At 64.5% G+C, this 19686-nt stretch carries 17 protein-coding genes and 1 pseudogene; 9 read left to right on the top strand and 9 right to left on the bottom strand.

What is annotated here, in order from left to right; genetic code table 11:
• Positions 1 to 18: 18 nt before the first annotated feature.
• From ACIPIJ_RS08830 to ACIPIJ_RS08815, 4 genes are read right to left on the bottom strand one after another with little or no spacing between them, the layout of a single operon-like run.
• Positions 19 to 1659, bottom strand: coding sequence for an intermembrane transport protein PqiB (locus tag ACIPIJ_RS08830; RefSeq protein WP_401075033.1), 1641 nt, complete (start codon positions 1657 to 1659; stop codon positions 19 to 21).
• Positions 1643 to 2287, bottom strand: a complete 645-nt coding sequence (locus ACIPIJ_RS08825; RefSeq protein ID WP_401075030.1) for a paraquat-inducible protein A — start codon at positions 2285 to 2287, stop codon at positions 1643 to 1645. The genes ACIPIJ_RS08830 and ACIPIJ_RS08825 overlap by 17 nt, the downstream gene beginning before the upstream one ends.
• Positions 2284 to 2907: a paraquat-inducible protein A gene (locus ACIPIJ_RS08820; protein ID WP_401075027.1), complete on the bottom strand. Its 624-nt coding sequence runs from the start codon at positions 2905 to 2907 to the stop codon at positions 2284 to 2286. Before ACIPIJ_RS08820 ends, ACIPIJ_RS08825 begins: the two co-directional genes overlap by 4 nt.
• Positions 2904 to 3998, bottom strand: coding sequence for an AI-2E family transporter (locus tag ACIPIJ_RS08815; RefSeq protein WP_401075024.1), 1095 nt, complete (start codon positions 3996 to 3998; stop codon positions 2904 to 2906). Before ACIPIJ_RS08815 ends, ACIPIJ_RS08820 begins: the two co-directional genes overlap by 4 nt.
• A gap of 368 nt (positions 3999 to 4366) precedes the next feature.
• Here ACIPIJ_RS08815 and mrdA point away from each other — a divergent pair, with 368 nt between their 5' ends.
• Positions 4367 to 6259 carry a penicillin-binding protein 2 gene (gene mrdA, locus ACIPIJ_RS08810; protein ID WP_401075021.1) on the top strand — a complete coding sequence of 631 codons (1893 nt, stop codon included), beginning with the start codon at positions 4367 to 4369 and terminating at the stop codon, positions 6257 to 6259.
• Between the two features lie 22 nt (positions 6260 to 6281).
• On the opposite strand, the gene ACIPIJ_RS08805 is transcribed toward mrdA, so the two are convergent.
• Positions 6282 to 7196, bottom strand: coding sequence for a LysR substrate-binding domain-containing protein (locus ACIPIJ_RS08805; protein ID WP_401075018.1), 915 nt, complete (start codon positions 7194 to 7196; stop codon positions 6282 to 6284).
• Between the two features lie 96 nt (positions 7197 to 7292).
• Here ACIPIJ_RS08805 and ACIPIJ_RS08800 point away from each other — a divergent pair, with 96 nt between their 5' ends.
• From ACIPIJ_RS08800 to ACIPIJ_RS08790, 3 genes are all read left to right on the top strand, one after another.
• The gene (locus tag ACIPIJ_RS08800) at positions 7293 to 8387 is read left to right on the top strand and encodes a tartrate dehydrogenase (protein ID WP_401075015.1); all 1095 of its coding nucleotides are present in this window, start codon (positions 7293 to 7295) and stop codon (positions 8385 to 8387) included.
• A gap of 66 nt (positions 8388 to 8453) precedes the next feature.
• Entirely contained in the window at positions 8454 to 9761 is a 1308-nt protein-coding gene (locus ACIPIJ_RS08795; RefSeq protein ID WP_401075014.1) for a substrate-binding domain-containing protein, read from the top strand.
• 153 nt (positions 9762 to 9914) lie between these two features.
• Positions 9915 to 10979 carry a TerC family protein gene (locus tag ACIPIJ_RS08790; protein ID WP_401075011.1) on the top strand — a complete coding sequence of 355 codons (1065 nt, stop codon included), beginning with the start codon at positions 9915 to 9917 and terminating at the stop codon, positions 10977 to 10979.
• 126 nt (positions 10980 to 11105) lie between these two features.
• On the opposite strand, the pseudogene ACIPIJ_RS08785 reads toward ACIPIJ_RS08790, so the two are convergent.
• A pseudogene (locus tag ACIPIJ_RS08785) lies at positions 11106 to 11237 on the bottom strand (NUDIX hydrolase); the annotation flags it as partial.
• 129 nt (positions 11238 to 11366) lie between these two features.
• Entirely contained in the window at positions 11367 to 12596 is a 1230-nt protein-coding gene (locus tag ACIPIJ_RS08780; protein WP_401075008.1) for an acyl-CoA dehydrogenase, read from the bottom strand.
• A gap of 139 nt (positions 12597 to 12735) precedes the next feature.
• Here ACIPIJ_RS08780 and ACIPIJ_RS08775 point away from each other — a divergent pair, with 139 nt between their 5' ends.
• Positions 12736 to 13662 carry a LysR family transcriptional regulator gene (locus ACIPIJ_RS08775; RefSeq protein ID WP_401075005.1) on the top strand — a complete coding sequence of 309 codons (927 nt, stop codon included), beginning with the start codon at positions 12736 to 12738 and terminating at the stop codon, positions 13660 to 13662.
• Positions 13663 to 13850: 188 nt separating this feature from the next.
• Positions 13851 to 15005 (top strand): cysteine desulfurase family protein, encoded by a 1155-nt coding sequence (locus ACIPIJ_RS08770; RefSeq protein WP_401075002.1) that lies wholly within the window; start codon positions 13851 to 13853, stop codon positions 15003 to 15005.
• A 68-nt stretch (positions 15006 to 15073) separates the two neighbouring features.
• On the opposite strand, the gene nfsB is transcribed toward ACIPIJ_RS08770, so the two are convergent.
• Positions 15074 to 15727, bottom strand: a complete 654-nt coding sequence (gene nfsB / locus ACIPIJ_RS08765; RefSeq protein WP_401074999.1) for an oxygen-insensitive NAD(P)H nitroreductase — start codon at positions 15725 to 15727, stop codon at positions 15074 to 15076.
• 104 nt (positions 15728 to 15831) lie between these two features.
• On the opposite strand from nfsB, the gene ACIPIJ_RS08760 reads away from it, so the two are divergent.
• From ACIPIJ_RS08760 to ACIPIJ_RS08750, 3 genes are all read left to right on the top strand, one after another.
• Positions 15832 to 16722 (top strand): LysR family transcriptional regulator, encoded by an 891-nt coding sequence (locus ACIPIJ_RS08760; RefSeq protein ID WP_401074996.1) that lies wholly within the window; start codon positions 15832 to 15834, stop codon positions 16720 to 16722.
• Between the two features lie 84 nt (positions 16723 to 16806).
• Positions 16807 to 17637 carry an AraC family ligand binding domain-containing protein gene (locus ACIPIJ_RS08755; protein WP_401074993.1) on the top strand — a complete coding sequence of 277 codons (831 nt, stop codon included), beginning with the start codon at positions 16807 to 16809 and terminating at the stop codon, positions 17635 to 17637.
• A 50-nt stretch (positions 17638 to 17687) separates the two neighbouring features.
• Positions 17688 to 18272: a LysE family translocator gene (locus ACIPIJ_RS08750; protein WP_401074990.1), complete on the top strand. Its 585-nt coding sequence runs from the start codon at positions 17688 to 17690 to the stop codon at positions 18270 to 18272.
• 76 nt (positions 18273 to 18348) lie between these two features.
• On the opposite strand, the gene ACIPIJ_RS08745 is transcribed toward ACIPIJ_RS08750, so the two are convergent.
• On the bottom strand, positions 18349 to 19548 hold the full coding sequence (locus tag ACIPIJ_RS08745; RefSeq protein ID WP_401074987.1) for a sugar transporter: 1200 nt from the start codon (positions 19546 to 19548) through the stop codon (positions 18349 to 18351).
• Positions 19549 to 19686: the final 138 nt, after the last annotated feature.

Raw genomic sequence — 19686 nt, 5'->3', positions numbered from 1 at the left:
TCACTCCTTGGGGCGTGCTCAGGGTTTCACATCGTCCGCGCCTGCGGCTTTTGGCCGGCCGCGAATGAGCGATTCGGGGTGACGGCCAAGGTAGTCCGCCAGGTCGCGCAACGAGCGTGACATGCGTTCCAGCTCCTGCAGCGTGTCGCCGAGCTTCTCGCGCTGCGGCGAGTTTTCGGCGATCGCCGAATTGGCCGTGCGCAGGGTCTTCTGCAGTTCATCCAACGTGGTCGTAAGGCCCGGCAAGGTTTGCCCATCAACCCGTTTGGCCGCACTGCGCAACTCGCGCAACGTGCCGTCCAGGTTGCCGGCGATGCTTTCGAGCGGCAGCTTGCCGATGCGATCAAGCACCCCCTGCAACTGTTCCTGGAGTTTTTCCAGGCTGCCGGGCACGGTAGGGATGACGATGGGGTCGGCACTCATGTCGAAGGTGACCTTGGGCGCATCCGGGTAGAAGTCCAGCGAAATGAACATCTGCCCGGTGATCAGGTTGCCACTGCGCGCCTGGGCACGCAGGCCGTGCTCGACGAACGTGCCGATCAGCTGCCGGGCGCCCGCCGCGTCGCCCTCGGTGTGCTTGAACACCTTGAGCATTTTCTGGTGCACCGGGCCCAGGCGCTGCGGGTAGATAGCCGCATCGACCACCACCGGGAAAATCTGTTTCTTCGGGTCGTAATCCAGCGTGATCGACGTCACCCGGCCGAACTCTACGCCCTTGAACTCGACCGGTGCCCCCACCGACAACCCCCGCATCGACTGGTCGAAGCGCAGGCGCAAGTACTGTGGGCTGCCGGTCGGCGGAGCCAGGGCCGCATCGCGGTCGGCGAACAGCTCGAAAGCCTGCTGATCGACGGCGGGTTCCGCTGGCGCGGCATATTCAGGCGTGCCAAAAGCCAGGCCGCCCATCAGGATCGACGACAGCGACTGTGTCTCGACCTTCAGCCCGTTTGCACCGATCTGCATGTCGATGCCGCTGGCGTTCCAGAACCGCGAGTCGAGCGTGACGAACGCGTCGTAGGGCGCTTGCACGAAGATATCGATGTCCACGCCCTTGCCATCGGGCTTGATCGCATAGGACACCACCTCGCCCACCGGGATGCGGCGGAAATAGATCGATGAGCCAATATCCAGGGAGCCCAGGTCGTTGGCGCTGAGCACGAAGCGCTTGCCTTTCTCGCCATAGGTAATGGGCGGCGGCGACTCGAGCCCGACAAAGTTTTTTTCAGGCTTTTTCGACTCACCGGCATCGGCGCCGATGAAGCTGCCCGACAGCAACGTGTCGATCCCCGAGATGCCACCGGCGCCGATACGCGGGCGCACCACCCAGTAGCGCGCGCCATCGGTGGCGAACGACTCTGCCTCTTTCGACAATTCGACCTTGGCCACCACGCCCTTGCGATCTTCGGTCAACTCCACCGTGGTCACTTCGCCGATCACCACACTGCGGTAACGCACCTGGGTCTTGTGCGCCACCAGGCCCTCGCCGCTGCGAAACGAAATGGTGATCACCGGCCCTTGCTCCATCCAGTTGCGCACCACCAGCGAAGCGCCGACCAGCAGCGCCAGCACCGGCACGATCCACACCAGCGAGACGCTGAAGCGCCGTGTGCGCACCTGGGCCTGGCCGGGCCCGGCAGGGTTTTCAGTCTCCAGCGCCATCGCCATGCTCCCCGTGGTGTGAATGGTCGTCCCAGATCAGACGTGGGTCGAAGCTCATGGCCGAAAGCATGGTCAGCACCACCACCAGCCCGAAGAACAGAATGCCGGAGCGCGGCTCGATGGTGCCCAGCCCGCGCAGTTGCACCAGCGCAGCCACCAGCGCCACCACCATGACATCGAGCATCGACCAGTAGCCGATCAGCTCGACACAGCGAAACAACTGCGAACGCTGCCGCCGTGCCCATTGGCTGCGACGCTGGGCGGTGAACAGCAACAGCGCGAGAGACACGAACTTGATCGCCGGCACGCCGATGCTGGCGATGAAGATGATCAGGGCAATGTCCCAGGCGCCGGCCTCCCAGAACTCCAGCACGCCCCCAACGATGGTGCTGTCACTGCCCTGTCCGAGCATCTCGGTGTTCATCACCGGCAGCGCATTGGCCGGTATGTAGAAGATCAGTGCGGCAACCAGGAAGGCCCAGCCACGGGCAATGGGGTTGGCCTTGCGCCGGTGCAATGGCGCGCCACAGCGCTCGCAGTGGTGTTGGCCACGGCGCAAGTCACAGGCCTGCCCGCAACCATGGCACAGGCACAGGTTCAGCTCGTCGGCCAGCGCCGGGGCGCTCATACCTGCGCCCACAAATCGCGGATATCGCGGCCAGCGATGAAGAGCAGCAACACGCTGAGCGCCGCCAGAGCGATCAGCCCGATACCCGGAATCACATCGAGCAGGCCGGCCAGCTTGATCACCGCAACCATCGCACCGAGCAGGCACACCTCCAGCATGCTCCAGGGCCGCAGACCTTCCAGCGCCCGCATGCAGCTGGCAAACCCGGGTGCGCGGCGCCCGCCCACGGCGAACCCGAGCACCCAGCACAACAGGGCAATCTGCAGCACCGGGGCGAAGATGATCGCCAGCGCCAGCACCAGGGCAATGAACGTGATGCTGCCGTGACTGAGGACCAGCACCGAGTCCCACAAGGTTGCCGAATTGCTCAAGCCACCCATGCTGATGGTCATTACCGGGTACGCGTTGGCGAATGCCAGCAGCACGCCCCCGGTCACGCACAGGGCCAGCCGCTGTTGCACGGTCAACGGGTTGTGGCGGTACAGCACGCCACCGCAGCGCAGGCACACCGCACGCTGGCGGCGTTGCAGAGGTGCACGCTGATAGACGGCATCGCAGTATTCACAAATGATCACGTCATCGTTCCTGTGCCCTGTGCGCCCGTCATCAGTGGCACTCATGGCGCACCCACTCGCGGGCTGTCGCCAGGCCCGTCATTGACCCACTGCCAGAACAGCATGTAACCCACCGCCAGGATCACCGGCCCGATGAACAAACCGATGAAGCCGCCGGCGACCATGCCACCCAGGGCACCGATCAGCACCACTGGCATCGGCACGTTCACCCCACGCCCCAGCAGCAACGGTTTGAGCACGTTGTCAGCCATGCCCGCCAGCACGCTGTACACCGCGAAGACCACGCTGGCGACGCTGACGCCTTCGGTGAAGAACACGAAACACACCACCGGCAAGGTAATCAGCAGTACCGGCAGCTGCATGATGCCCAGCAACAGCACCACGATGGCCAGCAACCCCGCACCGGGGATGCCCATGACCACGAAACCGACGCCCACCAGCACCATCTGCACGAAGGCGATGCCCACCACGCCCTGGGCCACCGCGCGGATGGTTGCGGTACACAACGCGGCGATCTGCGGGCCGCGCTCCGGGCCGGATATGCGCGTGCCGATGCGCATGGCGCTGCGCTCGCCGTTGTCGCCATAGGCCATGACGACCCCCGACAGGATCAGCGCGCCGACAAACAGCAGAAAGCCCGTGCCCACCCCGGCCAGCTTGCTCAGCACGACCATGCCAACGCCTTTGAGGTGGGGCGCCACCCCTTGCACCAGGCCGGTTGCATCGGTCGTGGCCTGCTGCCACAGGGTAAACAGCCGCGGCCCGATCAGCGGCCAGGTCTGCACCTCGGGGTTGGCAGGCGGAATGTGCCACGCGCCACTCTCAAAAAGCTCGAAACCCGCGCCCACCGACTCACCGATGGACACCGCCAGCAAGTAGATAGGCACCATGAGGATCAGCAAAGTGACCACCACGATCAGGCTGGCAGCATGCCCGGCCTTGAGCCCGAGCCGCTGGCGCAAGCGGCCGTGCAAGGGATAGAACGTGATCGCCAGGATAACGGCCCAGAGCATCAGGCCAAGGAACGGGCGGAAGACTTCGTAGCAGGTGACCACCAGCGCGGCGATCAAACCGGCACGAATGAATACGTCCAGCAGCGCACGGTTGAAGTCCCGTTTGACAGGAATAGGTACCATCGGATTCTCCAGGTAGCCCTATTACCGCTCAATCGAACCTGTGGGTGCCCAGGCCTCAGGAGCGCGATCGAACAGCGCAGTGCACGGAGCACTGCTTTACCCTAGTACACGTCGATTGCTTTTGCGTTGTCTGCAGCCGATTGCCATGGCGAAGCGCGAATGCCTTTCCTTACCTTGGCCTGAAGGCGCATGAACAAATCTTCATGTTGGCTGTGGACGCACTGATGGCGGGGCGAAGGGGCCAACCTTGCAGGTCGCCCAGTAGTACTCGCCTTGAGGGTGGGTGCCAGGTTGCGTAGCATCGCCGGCCCCTGGGGCCGCTGCGCAGCCCATTCGCGGGGCAACACCGCCACCCTTCAGAGCTGCCCATGCCGCAACCGATCCCCCTCAAGGACCACGAAAAGGAAAAGAACCTGGTCAACCGCCGGCTATTGGCCTGCGCCGCCCTGGTCTTCAGCCTGGTCGCCGTCCTGGTCGGCCGACTGTACGTGCTGCAGGTGCTGCAACACGATCAGCAGACTGCGGTATCGGAAAACAACCGTGTACACGTGCTGCCCATCGCCCCCGAGCGCGGGCTGATCTACGACCGCAATGGCGTGGTGCTGGCCGACAACAAACCCAGCTTCGACCTGACCATGACCCGCGAGCGCGCCGGCGACTCGGCCAAGGTACTCGATACCCTGGCGCAGGTCCTTGGACTGAACGAAGACGACCGCAAGCAGTTCGACAAGGACCTGCGCCGCGGCCGCAAGCCCTTTGAACCGGTCACCCTGATGGTTGGCCTGACCGAGGAGCAGATCGCCCTGGTGGCGGTCAACCAGTTCCGCCTGCCCGGCCTGGACGTCGAGCCGCAGTTCATTCGCGAGTACCCGCTGGCCGAGCACTTCGCCCATTCGGTCGGCTATGTGGGGCGTATCAACGAAAAAGAAGCCAAGACCCTCGACAGCACCGAGTACCGCGGCACCCAGTCGATCGGCAAGACCGGCATCGAACATTTTTACGAAGCCCAGCTGCATGGCCATGTCGGCTATGAAGAAGTCGAGACCAACGCCCAGGGCCGGGTGATGCGCGTGCTCAACCACCAGGACCCGATCCCTGGCAAGGACATCATCCTCAGCATCGACAGCCACCTGCAGGTGGCCGCCGAGAAGGCCCTAGGTGACCGCCGTGGCTCGGTGGTGGTGCTCGACCCGGCCAACGGCGACGTGCTGGCAATGGTCAGCAACCCAAGCTTCGACCCCAACCTGTTCGTAAAAGGCATCAGCTTCAAGCAGTATGCCGCCCTGCGCGACTCGATCGACCGGCCGCTGTTCAACCGCGTACTGCGCGGGCTGTACGCGCCGGGCTCGACGGTCAAGCCGGAAGTGGCTATCGCCGGCCTCGACAGCGGCGTGATCACCCCCGCCAACCGGGTGTTCGACCCCGGCTACTACGAGCTGCCCAACTACGCGCACAAGTACCGCAACTGGAACCGCAGCGGCGATGGCTGGGTGGACATGTACACCGCCATCATGCGCTCCAACGACACCTACTTCTACGACCTGGCGCACAAGCTGGGCATCGACCGGCTGCACGACTACATGGCTGAATTCGGCCTCGGCCAAAAGGTCTCGCTGGACATGAACGAAGAGGCCGCCGGGCTGATGCCCTCGGCCCAATGGAAGCGCGCCACCCGCCGTCAGGCGTGGTTCCCAGGCGAAACGTTGATCCTCGGCATTGGCCAGGGCTACATGCAGGTCACCCCGCTTCAGCTGGCCCAGGCCACCAGCCTGCTGGCCAGCAAAGGTGTGTGGCACCGCCCGCACCTGGCCATGACCGTGGGTGGCGAGACCCCGGTCGACCCCAACCCGATGCCCGACATCGTGCTGCATGACCGGCATGCCTGGGACCAGGTCAACCAAGGCATGCAGATGGTCATGCACGACCCGCGCGGCATCGCCCGTGCCGCCGCCGCTGGCGCCCAGTACCGCATTGCCGGCAAGAGCGGCACGGCGCAGGTGGTGGCAATCAAGCAGGGTGAACGCTACAACCGCAACAAGACCCTGGAGCGCCACCGCGACAACGCCCTGTTCGTCGGCTTCGCCCCCGCCGACCACCCCAGCGTGGTGGTGGCGGTGATGATCGAGAACGGCGAGGCCGGCGGCCGTGTGGCGGGGCCTGTTGTGCGCGAGGTGATGGATGCCTACCTGCTGGATGAGCAAGGGCACCTGAAGCCGCAGTACGCCGGTGGCGCGTTGCCCAAGCAGGTTCCGCACACCTAGGGCTACCCTGCAGCGAGGGGGTTCAGCCTTCTGGCAAGCGATACCGGTCGGCGAAATACTGCCGGAAGAATGCCACCGCCACCCGCACCTTGGCAGAGCCCGCCAGCGGTGCGGTGTACACCGCCCAGATGTCCGCCGCCTGCTGATACCCCTCCAGCACCTGCACCAGCCGGCCATCGCCGAGGCTGTCGTTAATATCCCACCACGACCGCAGCACGATCCCGCGCCCGTCCAGGCACCACTGGTGCACCACCTCGCCGTGGTTGCTCGACAACGCGCCAGTTACCCGCACGCTCTCCTCCCCCTCCGGCCCTTGCAGATGCCATAACCCGAAGGGGTGATCACGTTCCTTGATCACCAGGCAGTCGTGGCCAGCCAGGTCGGCCAGGGTTTTGGGCGTGCCGCGCCGGGCCAGATAATCAGGCGACGCGCACAAGACTCGCCGGTTACGCGCCAGGCGCTTGGCGATCAGGTTCGGCGCGATGGTATCGCCCACGCGGATGTCCAGGTCGATGCCCTCGGCAACCAGGTCTACCAGGCGATCATGCACATCCAGGCGAATGTCCAGCCGTGGGTAACGCGCCGCCAGTTCCGACAACGCCGGCGCCACCATGCGCCGGCCCAGGCCCAGGCTGCTGGCGATGCGCAACTGCCCGGCCGGCTCGCGCTGGCCGGCGTCCAAGTCATCGCCCATGCGTTGCAGCGCCTCGAACATCTGCTGCGCCCATTGGTAGACGCGCTCTCCCTCCTCGCTCACCGTCACCCGCCGGGTGGTGCGATGCAGCAGGCGCACGCCCAGGTCCGCTTCGAGCTGGCGAATACGCTTGCTGACGAATGCGGCCGACATGCCGCGCGCTTCGGCCACCGCCGCAAAGCTGGCGCGCCGGGCCACCTGCAGGAAGATTTCGAGATCGTCGAGGCTGGGCAGATTATTCACATTACGTACACTAAGAATCCATGAAGCCGATGATTATCTCTGAATTGCAGCCTTATAGCATGGGCTACCTCAGCACCCCAGACACAAGGTAGGCCCATGACCAAGACATTCAAAATCGCCGCCATCCCCGGTGACGGCATCGGCAACGAAGTACTGCCCGAAGGCATCCGCGTGCTCGAGGCCGCAGCGCGCAAGCACGGCCTGGACCTGGCGTTCGAATTTTTCGAATGGGCCAGTTGCGACTACTACCTGGCCCACGGCCAGATGATGCCGGACGATTGGTTCGACCAACTCAAGGGCTTTGACGCATTGTACTTCGGCGCCGTGGGCTGGCCGGACAAGGTGCCCGACCATATTTCCCTGTGGGGTTCGCTGCTGAAGTTCCGCCGCGACTTCGACCAGTACGTGAACATCCGTCCGGTGCGCCTGTTCCCCGGTGTGCCCTGCCCGCTGGCGGGCAAACAGCCGGGTGACATCGACTTCGTGGTGGTGCGGGAAAACACCGAGGGTGAGTACTCGTCGTTGGGTGGGCGCATGTTCGAAGGCACCGACAACGAAATCGTCCTGCAGGAATCGGTGTTCACCCGTCGCGGTGTCGACCGCATTCTCGAATACGCCTTCGAGCTCGCGCAAAGCCGCCCGCGCAAGCATGTCACGTCGGCCACCAAATCCAACGGCATGGCCGTGAGCATGCCGTACTGGGATGAGCGCACGGCCGCCGTGGCCCGGCACTACCCGGAGATCAGCTGGGACAAGCAGCACATCGACATCCTCTGCGCACGCTTCGTGCTGCAGCCGGAGCGCTTCGACGTGGTGGTGGCGTCGAACCTGTTCGGCGACATTCTCTCCGACCTGGGCCCCGCCTGCACCGGCACTATCGGCATTGCGCCCTCAGCCAACCTCAACCCCTCGCGCAGGTTCCCGTCGCTGTTCGAGCCGGTGCACGGCTCGGCACCGGACATCGCCGGCAAGCACATCGCCAACCCGATCGGCATGATCTGGTCCGGTGCGATGATGCTCGAGTTCCTTGGCAAGGCGGCGCCCGACAACCGCTACCAGGCGGCGCACGATGACATCCTGCGGGCCATCGAGGCAGTCATCGCCAAAGGTGAAACCACCCCCGACATGGGCGGCAGCCGTTCGACGCAGGCAGTCGGGCAGGCCATTGTCGATGTACTGGGCGCTGCCTGACCGTCACATTTCGGTCACGCTACCGTCGTAATCTGCCGGGCACTTCTATGCCAAAGGTTACCCGGCATGCTCCGCCTGCTGCTCCTGCTGCTTCCCCTGTTCCCCCTTGCGGCCTTCGCCGAGCCGGTGCACCTGCGCGTGCAAGGCTCCAACACCATCGGCGCGGCCCTGCTGCCTGCGCTGGTAAAAGGGCAACTGTGGGCGCAGCATGCAACCGCCATCGAGCAGAACCCCGGCGCGGTGGCCAACGAGACCGTGATCACCGCCGTGGATGCCAAGGGCCAACCACTGCGTATCGACATCGCGGCGCACGGGTCGAGCACCGGCTTTGCCGCGCTTGGCCGTGGCGAGGCCGACCTGGCCGCCGCCTCACGCCCCATCAGCGAGGCCGAAGTGCGCCAGCTCAAGGCGCTGGGTGACCTGCGCGCGGCCAGTGCCGAGCAGGTCATCGGCCTGGATGGCGTGGCGGTGATCGTCCACCCCGACAACTCCTTGCCGCAGCTGACCACCGAACAGCTGGCGCAGATCTTCTCCGGGCAGATCCAGCAGTGGGAACAGTTGGGCGTGGTGGGTGGCGCGATCCACCTGTATGCCCGCGATGACCGCTCCGGCACCTTTGAAACCTTCAAGGCGTTGGTACTGGAACCGCACGATGGCGAACTGGCAGAACGGGCGCAGCGCTTCGAATCCAGCGAAGCGTTGGCCGAGCAGGTCGGCGCGGATCGCCAGGGCATCGGTTTCAGCAGCCTGGCGGCGGTACACGGCGCCAAGGTACTGGCAATTGCCGAAGGCGACGCCCCCGCCATGCTGCCAGAGCGCCCAAGGGTGGCCAGCGAGGACTACCCGCTGTCGCGGCGGCTTTACTTCTATCTGCCCACCAATGCCAAACCCCAGGCCAAGGCCCTGGCCGAGTTCGCGCAAAGCCCGGCCGGCCAGGCCATCGTCGCCGAGCAAGGGTTCGTTTCGCAGCAGATCAAGTCGCTGCCGGTGCCCGCGCAGGCCGACATGCCACCGCGCTATCGCAACCTCGCGCAGCGGGCGCAACGCCTGAGCGTCAACTTCCGCTTTCAAGAAGGCAGCGCCAACCTCGACAACAAAGCGCTGCGCGACGTACAGCGTGTGGCCGACTACCTGCGCCAGGCCGGCAAGCTGCAGCGCAAGGCAGTGCTGGTGGGCTTTGGCGACCCTAAGGAAACACCAGGCCGCGCCGCCCTGCTCTCGCGCCTGCGGGCCCAGGCAGTGCGCCGTGAACTGGCGCGCGGTGGTGTCGAAGTGCTAGAGGTGGCCGGCATGGGGGATGAACTACCGGTGGCGGGCAACGACCTGGAACAGGGGCGCTTGCGCAACCGCCGGGTGGAGGTGTGGGTATATTGAGGCCGAGCAAAATTTTGTAACAGCGCGCCATTCGGCACCACCGGGAAATGGGTCTAGGCTCAAACCCATGTGATACCGGGCCCCTCTGACGGCTACCGCGCCGCCATGTCGGATCACTGTTGCCATGCAACGTCGACAATCAAGGAGGGGCTCATGACGGCTCTACACACATTCCTCACAACGCCCTTTCTCGGCACCAGCACCTGGTTGTGGCTGGTGTTCATGGCCATCGTCATCGGCCTGCTGGTACTCGACCTGGGGGTGCTGCACCGCCAGGACCGCGAAATCGAAATGCGTGAGAGCCTGCTGCTTTACTCAGGCTATTTCAGCGTGGGCGTGCTGTTCGGCGCATGGGTCTGGTACCAGCTGGGCGCGCAATCGGCACTGGAGTTCTACACCGGGTTCCTGGTCGAGCAATCGCTGTCGATGGACAACGTGTTCGTCATGGCGATGATCTTCGGCTTTTTCGCCATCCCCCGCCGCTACCAGCACCGGGTGTTGTTCTGGGGCATCCTCGGCGTGGTGCTGCTGCGCGCAATCATGATCGGCGTGGGCGCGACATTGGTGCAGAACTTCGAATGGGTGTTGTACATCTTCGGCGCCTTCCTGCTGTTCACCGGGGTAAAGATGGCCCTGTCGAAAGAAGACAGCCACGTCGACCTGGCCAACAACCCGGTATTGAAATTCGTCAGGCGGCACATGCGCGTGACCGACCAGATTCATGGCTCACACTTTTTCGTGCGCCTCACGCCGCCGGGCGAGAGCAAGGCCCTGCGTTACGCCACACCGCTGTTTCTGGCGCTGGTGCTGATCGAGCTGGCTGATCTGGTGTTTGCCGTTGATAGCGTGCCGGCGATCTTTGCCATTACCCAGGACCCATTCATTGTCTACACCTCGAACATCTTTGCCATTCTGGGGCTGCGGTCGTTGTACTTTGCCTTGTCGTCATTGATGCACCGGTTTGTTTATCTCAAGTATGCGTTGGCGCTGGTGCTGATCTTCATTGGGTGCAAGATCTTCTACCACGGCATGGTGGGCAAAGTGCCGGCGTTGTTGTCGTTGGGAGTGACGTTTGGTCTGTTGCTAGGTGGGGTGTTGGTGTCGCTGGTCAGGACGCGGGGGGAGAAGCCAGCGGTAGGTGAAGCGCATCTGGAGCAGGTGGTTCCTGGTGAAAGCAAGGGTATTAAAACGGAGGAAGACCCCAAATTGCGGGTTTGAAGTTAAGCCCAATACCTTGCAGTACTGGAGCTGTTCGACCTCATCATCCAGCCTCAGAGCCGTATGTGGCCCGGCTGCAGGAGCGACTTCAAGCCGCTCCATATGCCTTCGCAGTGGCGTCTCGTTTCGCTCGACTCTACCAGCCGGCAAGTTCCACTTTGAATTGCGCTTGCGCACAAACAGCACCTCCCCGTCCTTGCGGTAGATGACCGTCGCACGCAGCGTGACCCCTTTGCGTCTGGCTGTAGCTGTGTCCATTGCCTTCATGCGCTGCCCCGAGTAATTAGCCGGACAAGGAGCCTGGCAGCGCTCCTGTTCTGACTCTAAACGTTGCTTATGTCGGTTAGAGGGCCACGCAGCGCGTAGGATCGTTCTATGCGCGCGCTTTTATCGGCTGCTGCGCAGCATCTGCTCCGGCACATACTTGCCGATCTCAAACTTGCCGATCGCCGCCCGGTGCACTTCATCCGGCCCATCGGCCAAACGCAGGGTGCGCTGCATGGCATACATGTACGCCAGCGGGAAATCGCCACTTACCCCTGCCCCACCGTGCATCTGGATGGCCCGGTCGATCACCTTCAAGGCCACGTTCGGTGCCACCACCTTGATCTGAGCGATCTCGCTGCGCGCGACCTTGTTGCCGACCGTGTCCATCATGTAGGCCGCCTTCAGGGTCAGCAGCCGGGCCATGTCGATTTCCATGCGCGAGTCGGCAATCTTGTCGACGTTGCCGCCCAGGCGCGCCAGCGGCCGGCCGAACGCGGTGCGCTCGACGGAGCGCTTGCACATCAGCTCCAGCGCCCGTTCGGCCATGCCCACCGAACGCATGCAGTGGTGGATACGCCCTGGGCCGAGTCGCCCTTGAGCGATCTCGAAACCGCGACCCTCGCCGAGAATCACGTTTTCATAGGGCACGCGCACGTTCTCGAACAGCACTTCGGCGTGACCATGCGGGGCATCGTCGTAGCCGAACACCGGCAACGGCCGGACGATCTTCACCCCTGGCGCATCGGTCGGTACCAGCACCATCGAGTGCTGTTGGTGGCGCGGGCCTTCGGGGTTGGACAGGCCCATGAAGATCATCACCTTGCAGCGCGGGTCGCAGGCGCCGGAGGTCCACCACTTGCGGCCGTTGATTACCCACTCGTCGCCGTCACGCACGGCCGTGGCGGCCATGTTGGTGGCGTCCGAAGAGGCCACGTCCGGCTCGGTCATGGCGAAGGCCGAGCGAATCTCGCCGCGCAGCAGTGGCTCCAGCCACTGGCGCTTCTGCGCCTCGCTGCCATAGCGCACCAGCACTTCCATGTTGCCGGTGTCCGGGGCCGAGCAGTTGAACGGCTCCGGCCCCAGCAGCGAGCGGCCCATGATTTCGGCCAGTGGCGCGTATTCCAGGTTGCTCAGGCCCGCGCCGTACTCCGACTCGGGCAAGAACAGGTTCCACAGCCCTTCGGCGCGGGCCTTGGCCTTGAGTTCCTCCATGATTGCGGTGGGCTGCCAGCGGTCGCCCTCGGCAACCTGGCGCTCGAACACCGGCTCTGCGGGATAGACATGGGCGTCCATGAACGCGGTGACGCGCTCACGCAGCGCCTGGACCTTGGGCGAATAGGCGAAATCCATCGGGGCTACCTTCACGGTTCGAAGTACATGGGCAGAGCCTAGAGCAGCGCGCCTCAATCTACCTAGTCTATTTTCCGTGTGTATAAACATTCATAACCGATATATGATCGGGCCATAATTCCAACAAAGAGCGACGCCCATGAACCTCAGCAAGGTCGACCTCAACCTGTTCATCGTCTTCGATGCGATCTACACCGAAGCCAACCTCACCCGCGCCGGGCAGATCGTCGGCATCACCCAGCCAGCGGTGTCCAATGCACTGTCGCGGCTGCGCGAAACCTTCAACGACCCGCTGTTCGTGCGTACTGCCCAAGGCATGGTGCCCACGCCCATGGCGCAGAACATCATCGGCCCGGTGCGCAACGCCCTGGCGCTACTGCGCACGTCAGTGCAGGAAAGCCGCATCTTCAACCCGCAGCAGGCCAACAAGACGTTCCGCATCAGCATGACCGACCTCACTGAAGCGGTGATCTTGCCGCCGCTGTTCCAGCGTTTGCGCCGCCTGGCGCCGGCAGTGCTGATAGAAAGCTTTCTGTGCAAGCGCCGCGAAACCACCAAGGAGCTGGCCGCCGGGCGCCTGGACTTCGCTGTCGACGCCCCGCTGAACACTGACCCACAGGTGCGCCACGTCAAGCTGATGCAGGACCGCTACGTCTGCGCCCTGCGCCAGGGCCACCCGATGGCCGAGGCCAGACTGACCCTCGACAACTACCTGGGCATGACCCATATCCATATCTCCAGCCGCCGCAACGGCCTGGGCTACGTCGACCTGGCGCTGGGCAAGATGGGCGTGCAACGCAAGGTGGCGCTGCGTTCGCAGCATTACCTGATGGCCTCGCAGGTACTGCAACAGACCGACATGGTGATGACCGTGCCGGAGCGCTTCGCCCGTCGCCATCAACTTCGCTACCAGCCGTTGCCGGTGGATGTACCGCCCCTGGAGACGCACCTGTACTGGCACGAGAGCACCGACCAGGACCCGGCCAACCGCTGGATGCGCGAGCAGATCATCGAGTTGTGCGAGCGGGTGGTGGCCGAGGAAGAACGGGCGCTGGAACCGGCCTGAATACCGGTGCGTGGGCTAGCAACACGCCCACGCCGTTTAAATCATTCTATCCATCAGTATGTGTGGAGAATATTTTTCTCGCGAGCACGGTTCACCCTCGCATAAAAGGGCAAAATCTTCTTCAGGTGCGCGGGTACGCTTGCTGCAACGATCGCCGACCTCACGGTGACAGCCCAGGACCCGCCACCATGCCCAGCGCCCCACTCTATTTCGACTACGCCGCCACCACCCCGGTAGATGACCGGGTCATCGAAACCATGCTCACCTGCCTCGGTCGCCAGGTGAACTTCGGCAACCCTGCATCGATGGGCCACGCCTACGGCCAGAGTGCCCGCGAGGCCGTCGAGCAGGCGCGCCAGCAAGTGGCCGTCTGCGTCGGCGCCAGCGCCGATGAGCTGGTGTGGACCTCGGGCGCCACCGAGTCCAACAACCTTGCGCTCAAAGGCATCGCCCAGGGGCTCGGCAAACCGGGCCACCTGATCACCAGCCAGTTGGAGCACAAGGCCGTGCTCGACACCGTCAACGAACTGGAGCGCCAAGGGTGGGCCGTCACGCGCCTGGCACCGGACGCCAGCGGTCTGATCCAGCCCTACGACGTACAGGCCGCTTTGCGTGCCGACACCCGCCTGGTGTCACTGATGGCGGTCAACAACGAGCTGGGCACCGTCACCGATTTCGCCGCTATCGGCGAACGCGTGCGCGCCCAAGGCGCCCTGCTGCATGTGGATGCGGCCCAGGCGGTGGGCAAGGTGGCCATCGAGTTGCGGGCAATGGCGGTCGACCTGATGTCGTTTTCGGCGCACAAGGCCTATGGCCCAAAAGGCATCGGCGCGTTGTACGTGGGGCCGCGTGCACGCGAACTGATGCGCGCGCAGATTCACGGTGGTGGCCATGAGCGCGGGCTGCGCTCCGGCACCCTGCCGACCCATCAGATCGTCGGCATGGGCAGCGCCTTCGCGCTCGCCGGCCAGCCGGGCGACAGTGAGTACCTGCGCATCGAACAGCTTGCCGGGCGCCTGCGGGCAGGGCTTCTGGCGCTGCCTGGGGTGAGCCTCAATGGCTGTCCTACCCAGCGCATCGCCCATACCCTGAATGTGCGCATCGAAGCCCCGGGCTTCAACAGTGCGGCGCTGGCCAGCGAGCTGGCGCTGTCGACCACCTCGGCGTGCAATTCGGCGAGCAACGCGGCATCGCATGTGCTGTTGGCGTTGGGGCTGGATGATCAGCAGGCGCGCAAAAGCGTGCGCGTGAGTATCGGCCGGTTTACCAGTGAGGCCGAGGTGGACAAGGCGCTTGAGGTATTTGGGCGAGTGGTGACGGCGGGATCGGTGGCGTTGTGGTAAGGCCGCAGTTTGCAGCGGCCTGAACCGGCCTCTTCGCGGGACAAGCCCGCGAGGAGGCCGGCATTGCTTTACAGAAAGGTAAACACCTTCGAAGCCGGCAAGCGTGACTTGTTCAGCCCAGCATTGAAGTCTGCCTCGCTGCGATAACCCAGGCTCAGCACCACCACACTGGTGTAACCCTGCTCACGCAGGCCCAGTTCGGCGTCCATGACCTTGCTGTCGAAGCCTTCGATCGGCGTGGCATCCAGGCCATGAGCGGCGGCGCCCAGCAGCGCAGTGCCCAGCGCCAGGTAGGTCTGCTTCTCCATCCAGTGCTGCAGGTCTTTGTGGTCGAAACGGTGCAGGCTCACATAGTGACGGCGGCTCTGGTTCTGCCCGGCGCGGGCCTGGTCATCACGGAATCGCCCGTCTGCCGCTTCCTGGCCGAGCACCGCGTCCAGGTGCGCTTCGGTCATCTCGGTGCGGGTGCAGAACACGATCACGTGAGAGGCATCCAGTATTTTCGGCGTGTTATAGGCATAACCCTCCGCTGTGCTCTTGGCCAGGCGCGCCTTGCCTTCGGCGCTGTCGGCGACGATGAAGTGCCACGGCTGCGAGTTGACCGAGGACGGGCTGTGGCGCAGCTGCTCCAGCAGGGCATCGACGGTGGCCTGGGGGATCTTGCGGCCGGCATCGTAGGCTTTGGTGGTGTAACGGCGCTTGGCCAGGGAAACGGTATCCATGCTGCAACTCCATTAAGCGGAACGGGATGTGTGGCGCATATTATCTTTCCTGCAAATAAGAAAAACCGGCAGAATGCAGCAACACTTTCATCGATGGAGTGAAAATGCTGCGCATCACCGACCTGGAATTGTTCGTGCGCAGCAGCGCACTCGGTAGCTTCACGGCCGCTGCTCACGAGGCTGACCTGTTGCCCGGCCAGGTCGCCGCGGCAATCAAGCGCCTGGAGCGCGACCTCGATGTGCGCCTGTTCGCTCGCACCACCCGCAGCTTGCGCCTGACCGCCGAGGGCGAGCTGTACCTGCCCACTGCGCTGAGCGTGCTGGAGAGCCTGCGCCAGGGCCGCGACAACCTGCACGGTGCGCGCAGCACCCTGCGCGGCGTGCTGCAGGTGTCGGCGCCCTCGGACCTGGGGCGCAACATCTTGCTGCCGTGGCTGAGCGCCTTCCGCCGCGAGCACCCGGAGCTGACCCTTCGCTTTCACCTCTCCGACCAGGTCGCCGACCTGTTCCGCGACCCGGTGGACGTGGCCATCCGCTACGGCCTGAACGAAGAAGCCAACTACATCGCCCTGCCCCTGGCCCCCTGGAACCGCCGGGTGTTGGTGGCCTCGCCTGACTACCTGGCGCACCATGGCCGGCCGCAGACGCTGGATGACCTGCAACAGCACGCCTGCCTGCTGTACCTGCAGTTGGGGCGCACCTATGACAAATGGCGGCTGGGCAACCGTACCGTGCAGGTCAGCGGCCCGCTGTTCAGCGACGATGCCGACGTGGTGCGGCGCTGGGCCCTGCTGGGCGAGGGCATCGCCTACAAGTCGTGGCTGGACGTAAGCGCCAATGTGGCCTCTGGCGAACTGGAAGTGCTGCTGCCCGAGCACCCTGGCGAACTGACCCCGGTGACCTTGGTGTGCCCGCATCGCAAGCAGCTGTCACCGGCGGTGTCGCAGTTGCACCTGTGGCTGCGTGACCGCTTCGCGGCGCAGCAGCCGCAGTGACGCGCCGCGCTGCACAAATGTTCTAAACCGGGGCCGGCTTCTGCGTTAAGGTGAGCTGCCCTACCCGTCTGCAGCCTTGCCGCCATGCCTAACTGGATCGACCTCAAGCAAGACGCCGACACCGGCATCGAGTCGGTCCGCGCGCATTTCGTTGGCCATGCCTACGACCCGCACTGGCACGACAGTTTTCTGGTCGGCTACACCGAACAGGGCGTGCAACAGTTCGACTGCCGCCGGGTGCGCCACCGCAGCACCCCAGGGCACGTCTTCCTGCTCGAACCCGGCGATATCCACAACGGCCACGCACCGACCGAAGAGGGCTTCACCTACTCGACGCTTTACCTCGAACCGAAATGGCTCGAAGCCGAACTGCGGGCACTGTTCGAGCAGGCGCCGGGCGACAGCCTGCCCAGCATCGCCGACCCCTTGTGCCATGACCCACGCCTGGTCGGCGCCACGGCGCGCGCCTTCCAGGCCGTGCATGGCGAGGAGCTGCGCATCGTCCGGCAAACCGCCACCGATGACCTGCTCGGCTGCCTGACCGGCCACCTGCACTGGCGCAAGCGCCTCAACCCCGACCCGCGCCTGCCGCTGACCGCACAGCGCGCGCGTGATTACCTGCATGCCCACCTGGACCAGGACATCGGCCTCGACGACTTGGCACGCGCCTGCGGCATCGACCGCTTTCGCCTCACCCGCGCATTCAAGGCTGCCTTCGGCCTGGCGCCGCACGCCTACCTGATCCAGCTGCGCCTGGCCCGCGCCCGGCGCCTGCTCGCCCAGGGCCAGACGCCCACCGAAGTGGCGATGGCGCTGGGTTTTGCCGACCAGAGCCACCTGGGGCGCTGGTTCCGCCGAGCCTACCAGCTCACCCCAGCGGACTATCGGCGCCGTTGCACAAACCTTCCAGACTGACACGCGGCGATAGCCGAGCATGGTGCTCTGTCCAATCGGAGCCGTTCAGCATGTCGCATTCGTTGTTACCGTTCATCCTCTTCGCCCTGGTCGCCAGCCTCAGCCCGGGGCCGACCAACCTGTTGATCCTCGCCCATGGCGCGCGGCAGGGCATGCGCGCCAGTGTGGCACCTATCCTGGCGGGCTGCGGTGCAGCGGCGGCGGTGGTGCTGCTGGTCGGGCTGGGGCTGGGGGAACTGCTGCTGCGCCACCCGATGGCCCAAACGCTGATGAGCTGGGCCGGGGTGCTGTGGTTGAGCTGGCTGGCGTGGCGCATTCTGCGCAGCGCCGGGCAACCCCTGGGTATCAGCGCAGCCAAACCTTTTGGTGCCCTCAGTGCAGCATCGATGCAAGTGGTGAACCCGAAGGTGTGGATGATGGCCGTGGCAGTGATTGGGGTATTTGCGGCGCCGTCATTGCCGGTGTGGCAGCTGGCGCTGGTGTTTCTGCTGATCGCCCTGCCGTGCATGACCGCCTGGGCGCTGCTGGGGGTGGGAAGTGCGCGCTGGTTGCAGGCGCCGGGGCGGTTGCTGTGGTTCAACCGCGGGTTGGCGGGGATGTTGCTGGTGTCGGCCTGGGCGGCGCTGCTTGGCTGAAATCGATGTTGGTGGTGCTGGCCTCTTCGCGGGTAAATCGGAGCGCCGCACCGCCGCGAAGAGACCCGCGCTTTTTTCAGCGTCCTAATGCCTCACGAAACCGCTGGGTACTGGCCACCGCCAGCAACAGTCCAACCACCGCCACACTGCCGCCGACCATGCCGATATCGGCAACGCCCATCTGGCTGCTGACGATACTGCCCAGCAGTGCCCCGCCACCGATACCGATGTTGTAGATCCCCGAGAACAGCGCCATGGCCACATCCGTGGCATCCGACGCCAGCTTCAGGGTCTTGGACTGCAGCGCCAGGCTGAAGCTGAGGATCGCGATACCCCAGAACATGCTCAGCCCGGCGAACAGGTAGAAGTTGCCCGACAGCGGCAACAGCAACAGCAGGCAAGCCGCCAGCAAACCGATCGAGCCGACCAGGAAGCCGTGCGGAAAACGGTCGCTGTAGCGGCTGAACAACACCGAGCCGAATACCCCGGCACCCCCGAACAACAGCAGCAACAGTGTGGTGCGCTCGCCACCGATCTGCGCCACGTGCAAGGCGAACGGCTCGATGTAGCTGTAGGCGGTGAACTGCGCGGTGATCACCAGTGTCACCAGCACATAGGTGATGACCAATGCCGGGCGCTTGAACAGGATCGGCAAGCTGCGCAGCGAGCCTGAGTTCTGGCTGGGCAGCAGCGGCAGCGACTTCATCAGGCACAGCATGGTGGCCAACGCCACCCCGGCAATGCTGAGGAAGGTCACGCGCCAACCCAGCGCCTCGCCTACTACGCGGCCCAGCGGAATGCCCAGCACCATTGCCAAGGTAGTGCCGGTGGCCAGCAAGCCAAGCGCCTTGGCCTGCTGGCCCGGCGGTGCCACGCGCACCGCCAGCGACGCGGTGATGGCCCAGAACACCGCGTGCGACAAGGCGATGCCGATACGGCTCACCAGCAGCATCGCAAAGCTCTGCGACAGCCACGACAGCAGGTGGCTGAGGATGAACACCAGGAACACGAACAGCAGCAGGCGCCGCCGCTCGATGTTGCGCGTCAGCAGCATCATCGGCAGCGAGGCCAGGGCCACCACCCAGGCATAAATGGTCAGCATCAGGCCGACCTGCGCGGTGGTCATGTCGAAACTGCTGCCGATGTCGCTGAGCAGCGCCACCGGGACGAACTCGGTGGTGTTGAAGATGAAGGCCGCCAGGGCCAGGGCGATCACGCTCAGCCAGCTGCCGCCGCCGGTGGTTGGCGGCAGATCGGTGGGGATGGGTCCGTTCATGGGTGGAAGTCAATTCTCCGCAGGCAAGGCGAAAGGACGCGCGTCAGGGGCCAAGTATCGGCCGCGCTGAGGCACGGGTTTGTTATTGGAGGGAATGGCGGCATGGTACGCGTCAATATCGAGCCTCACAACCCGCAG

Origin of the sequence: Pseudomonas sp. NPDC087185 (assembly GCF_044744955.1) — a bacterium.
Classification (GTDB): Bacteria; Pseudomonadota; Gammaproteobacteria; order Pseudomonadales; family Pseudomonadaceae; genus Aquipseudomonas.
Note: the sequence above shows the minus strand (reverse complement) of the source record. Positions and strands in the feature narration are given on the sequence as shown.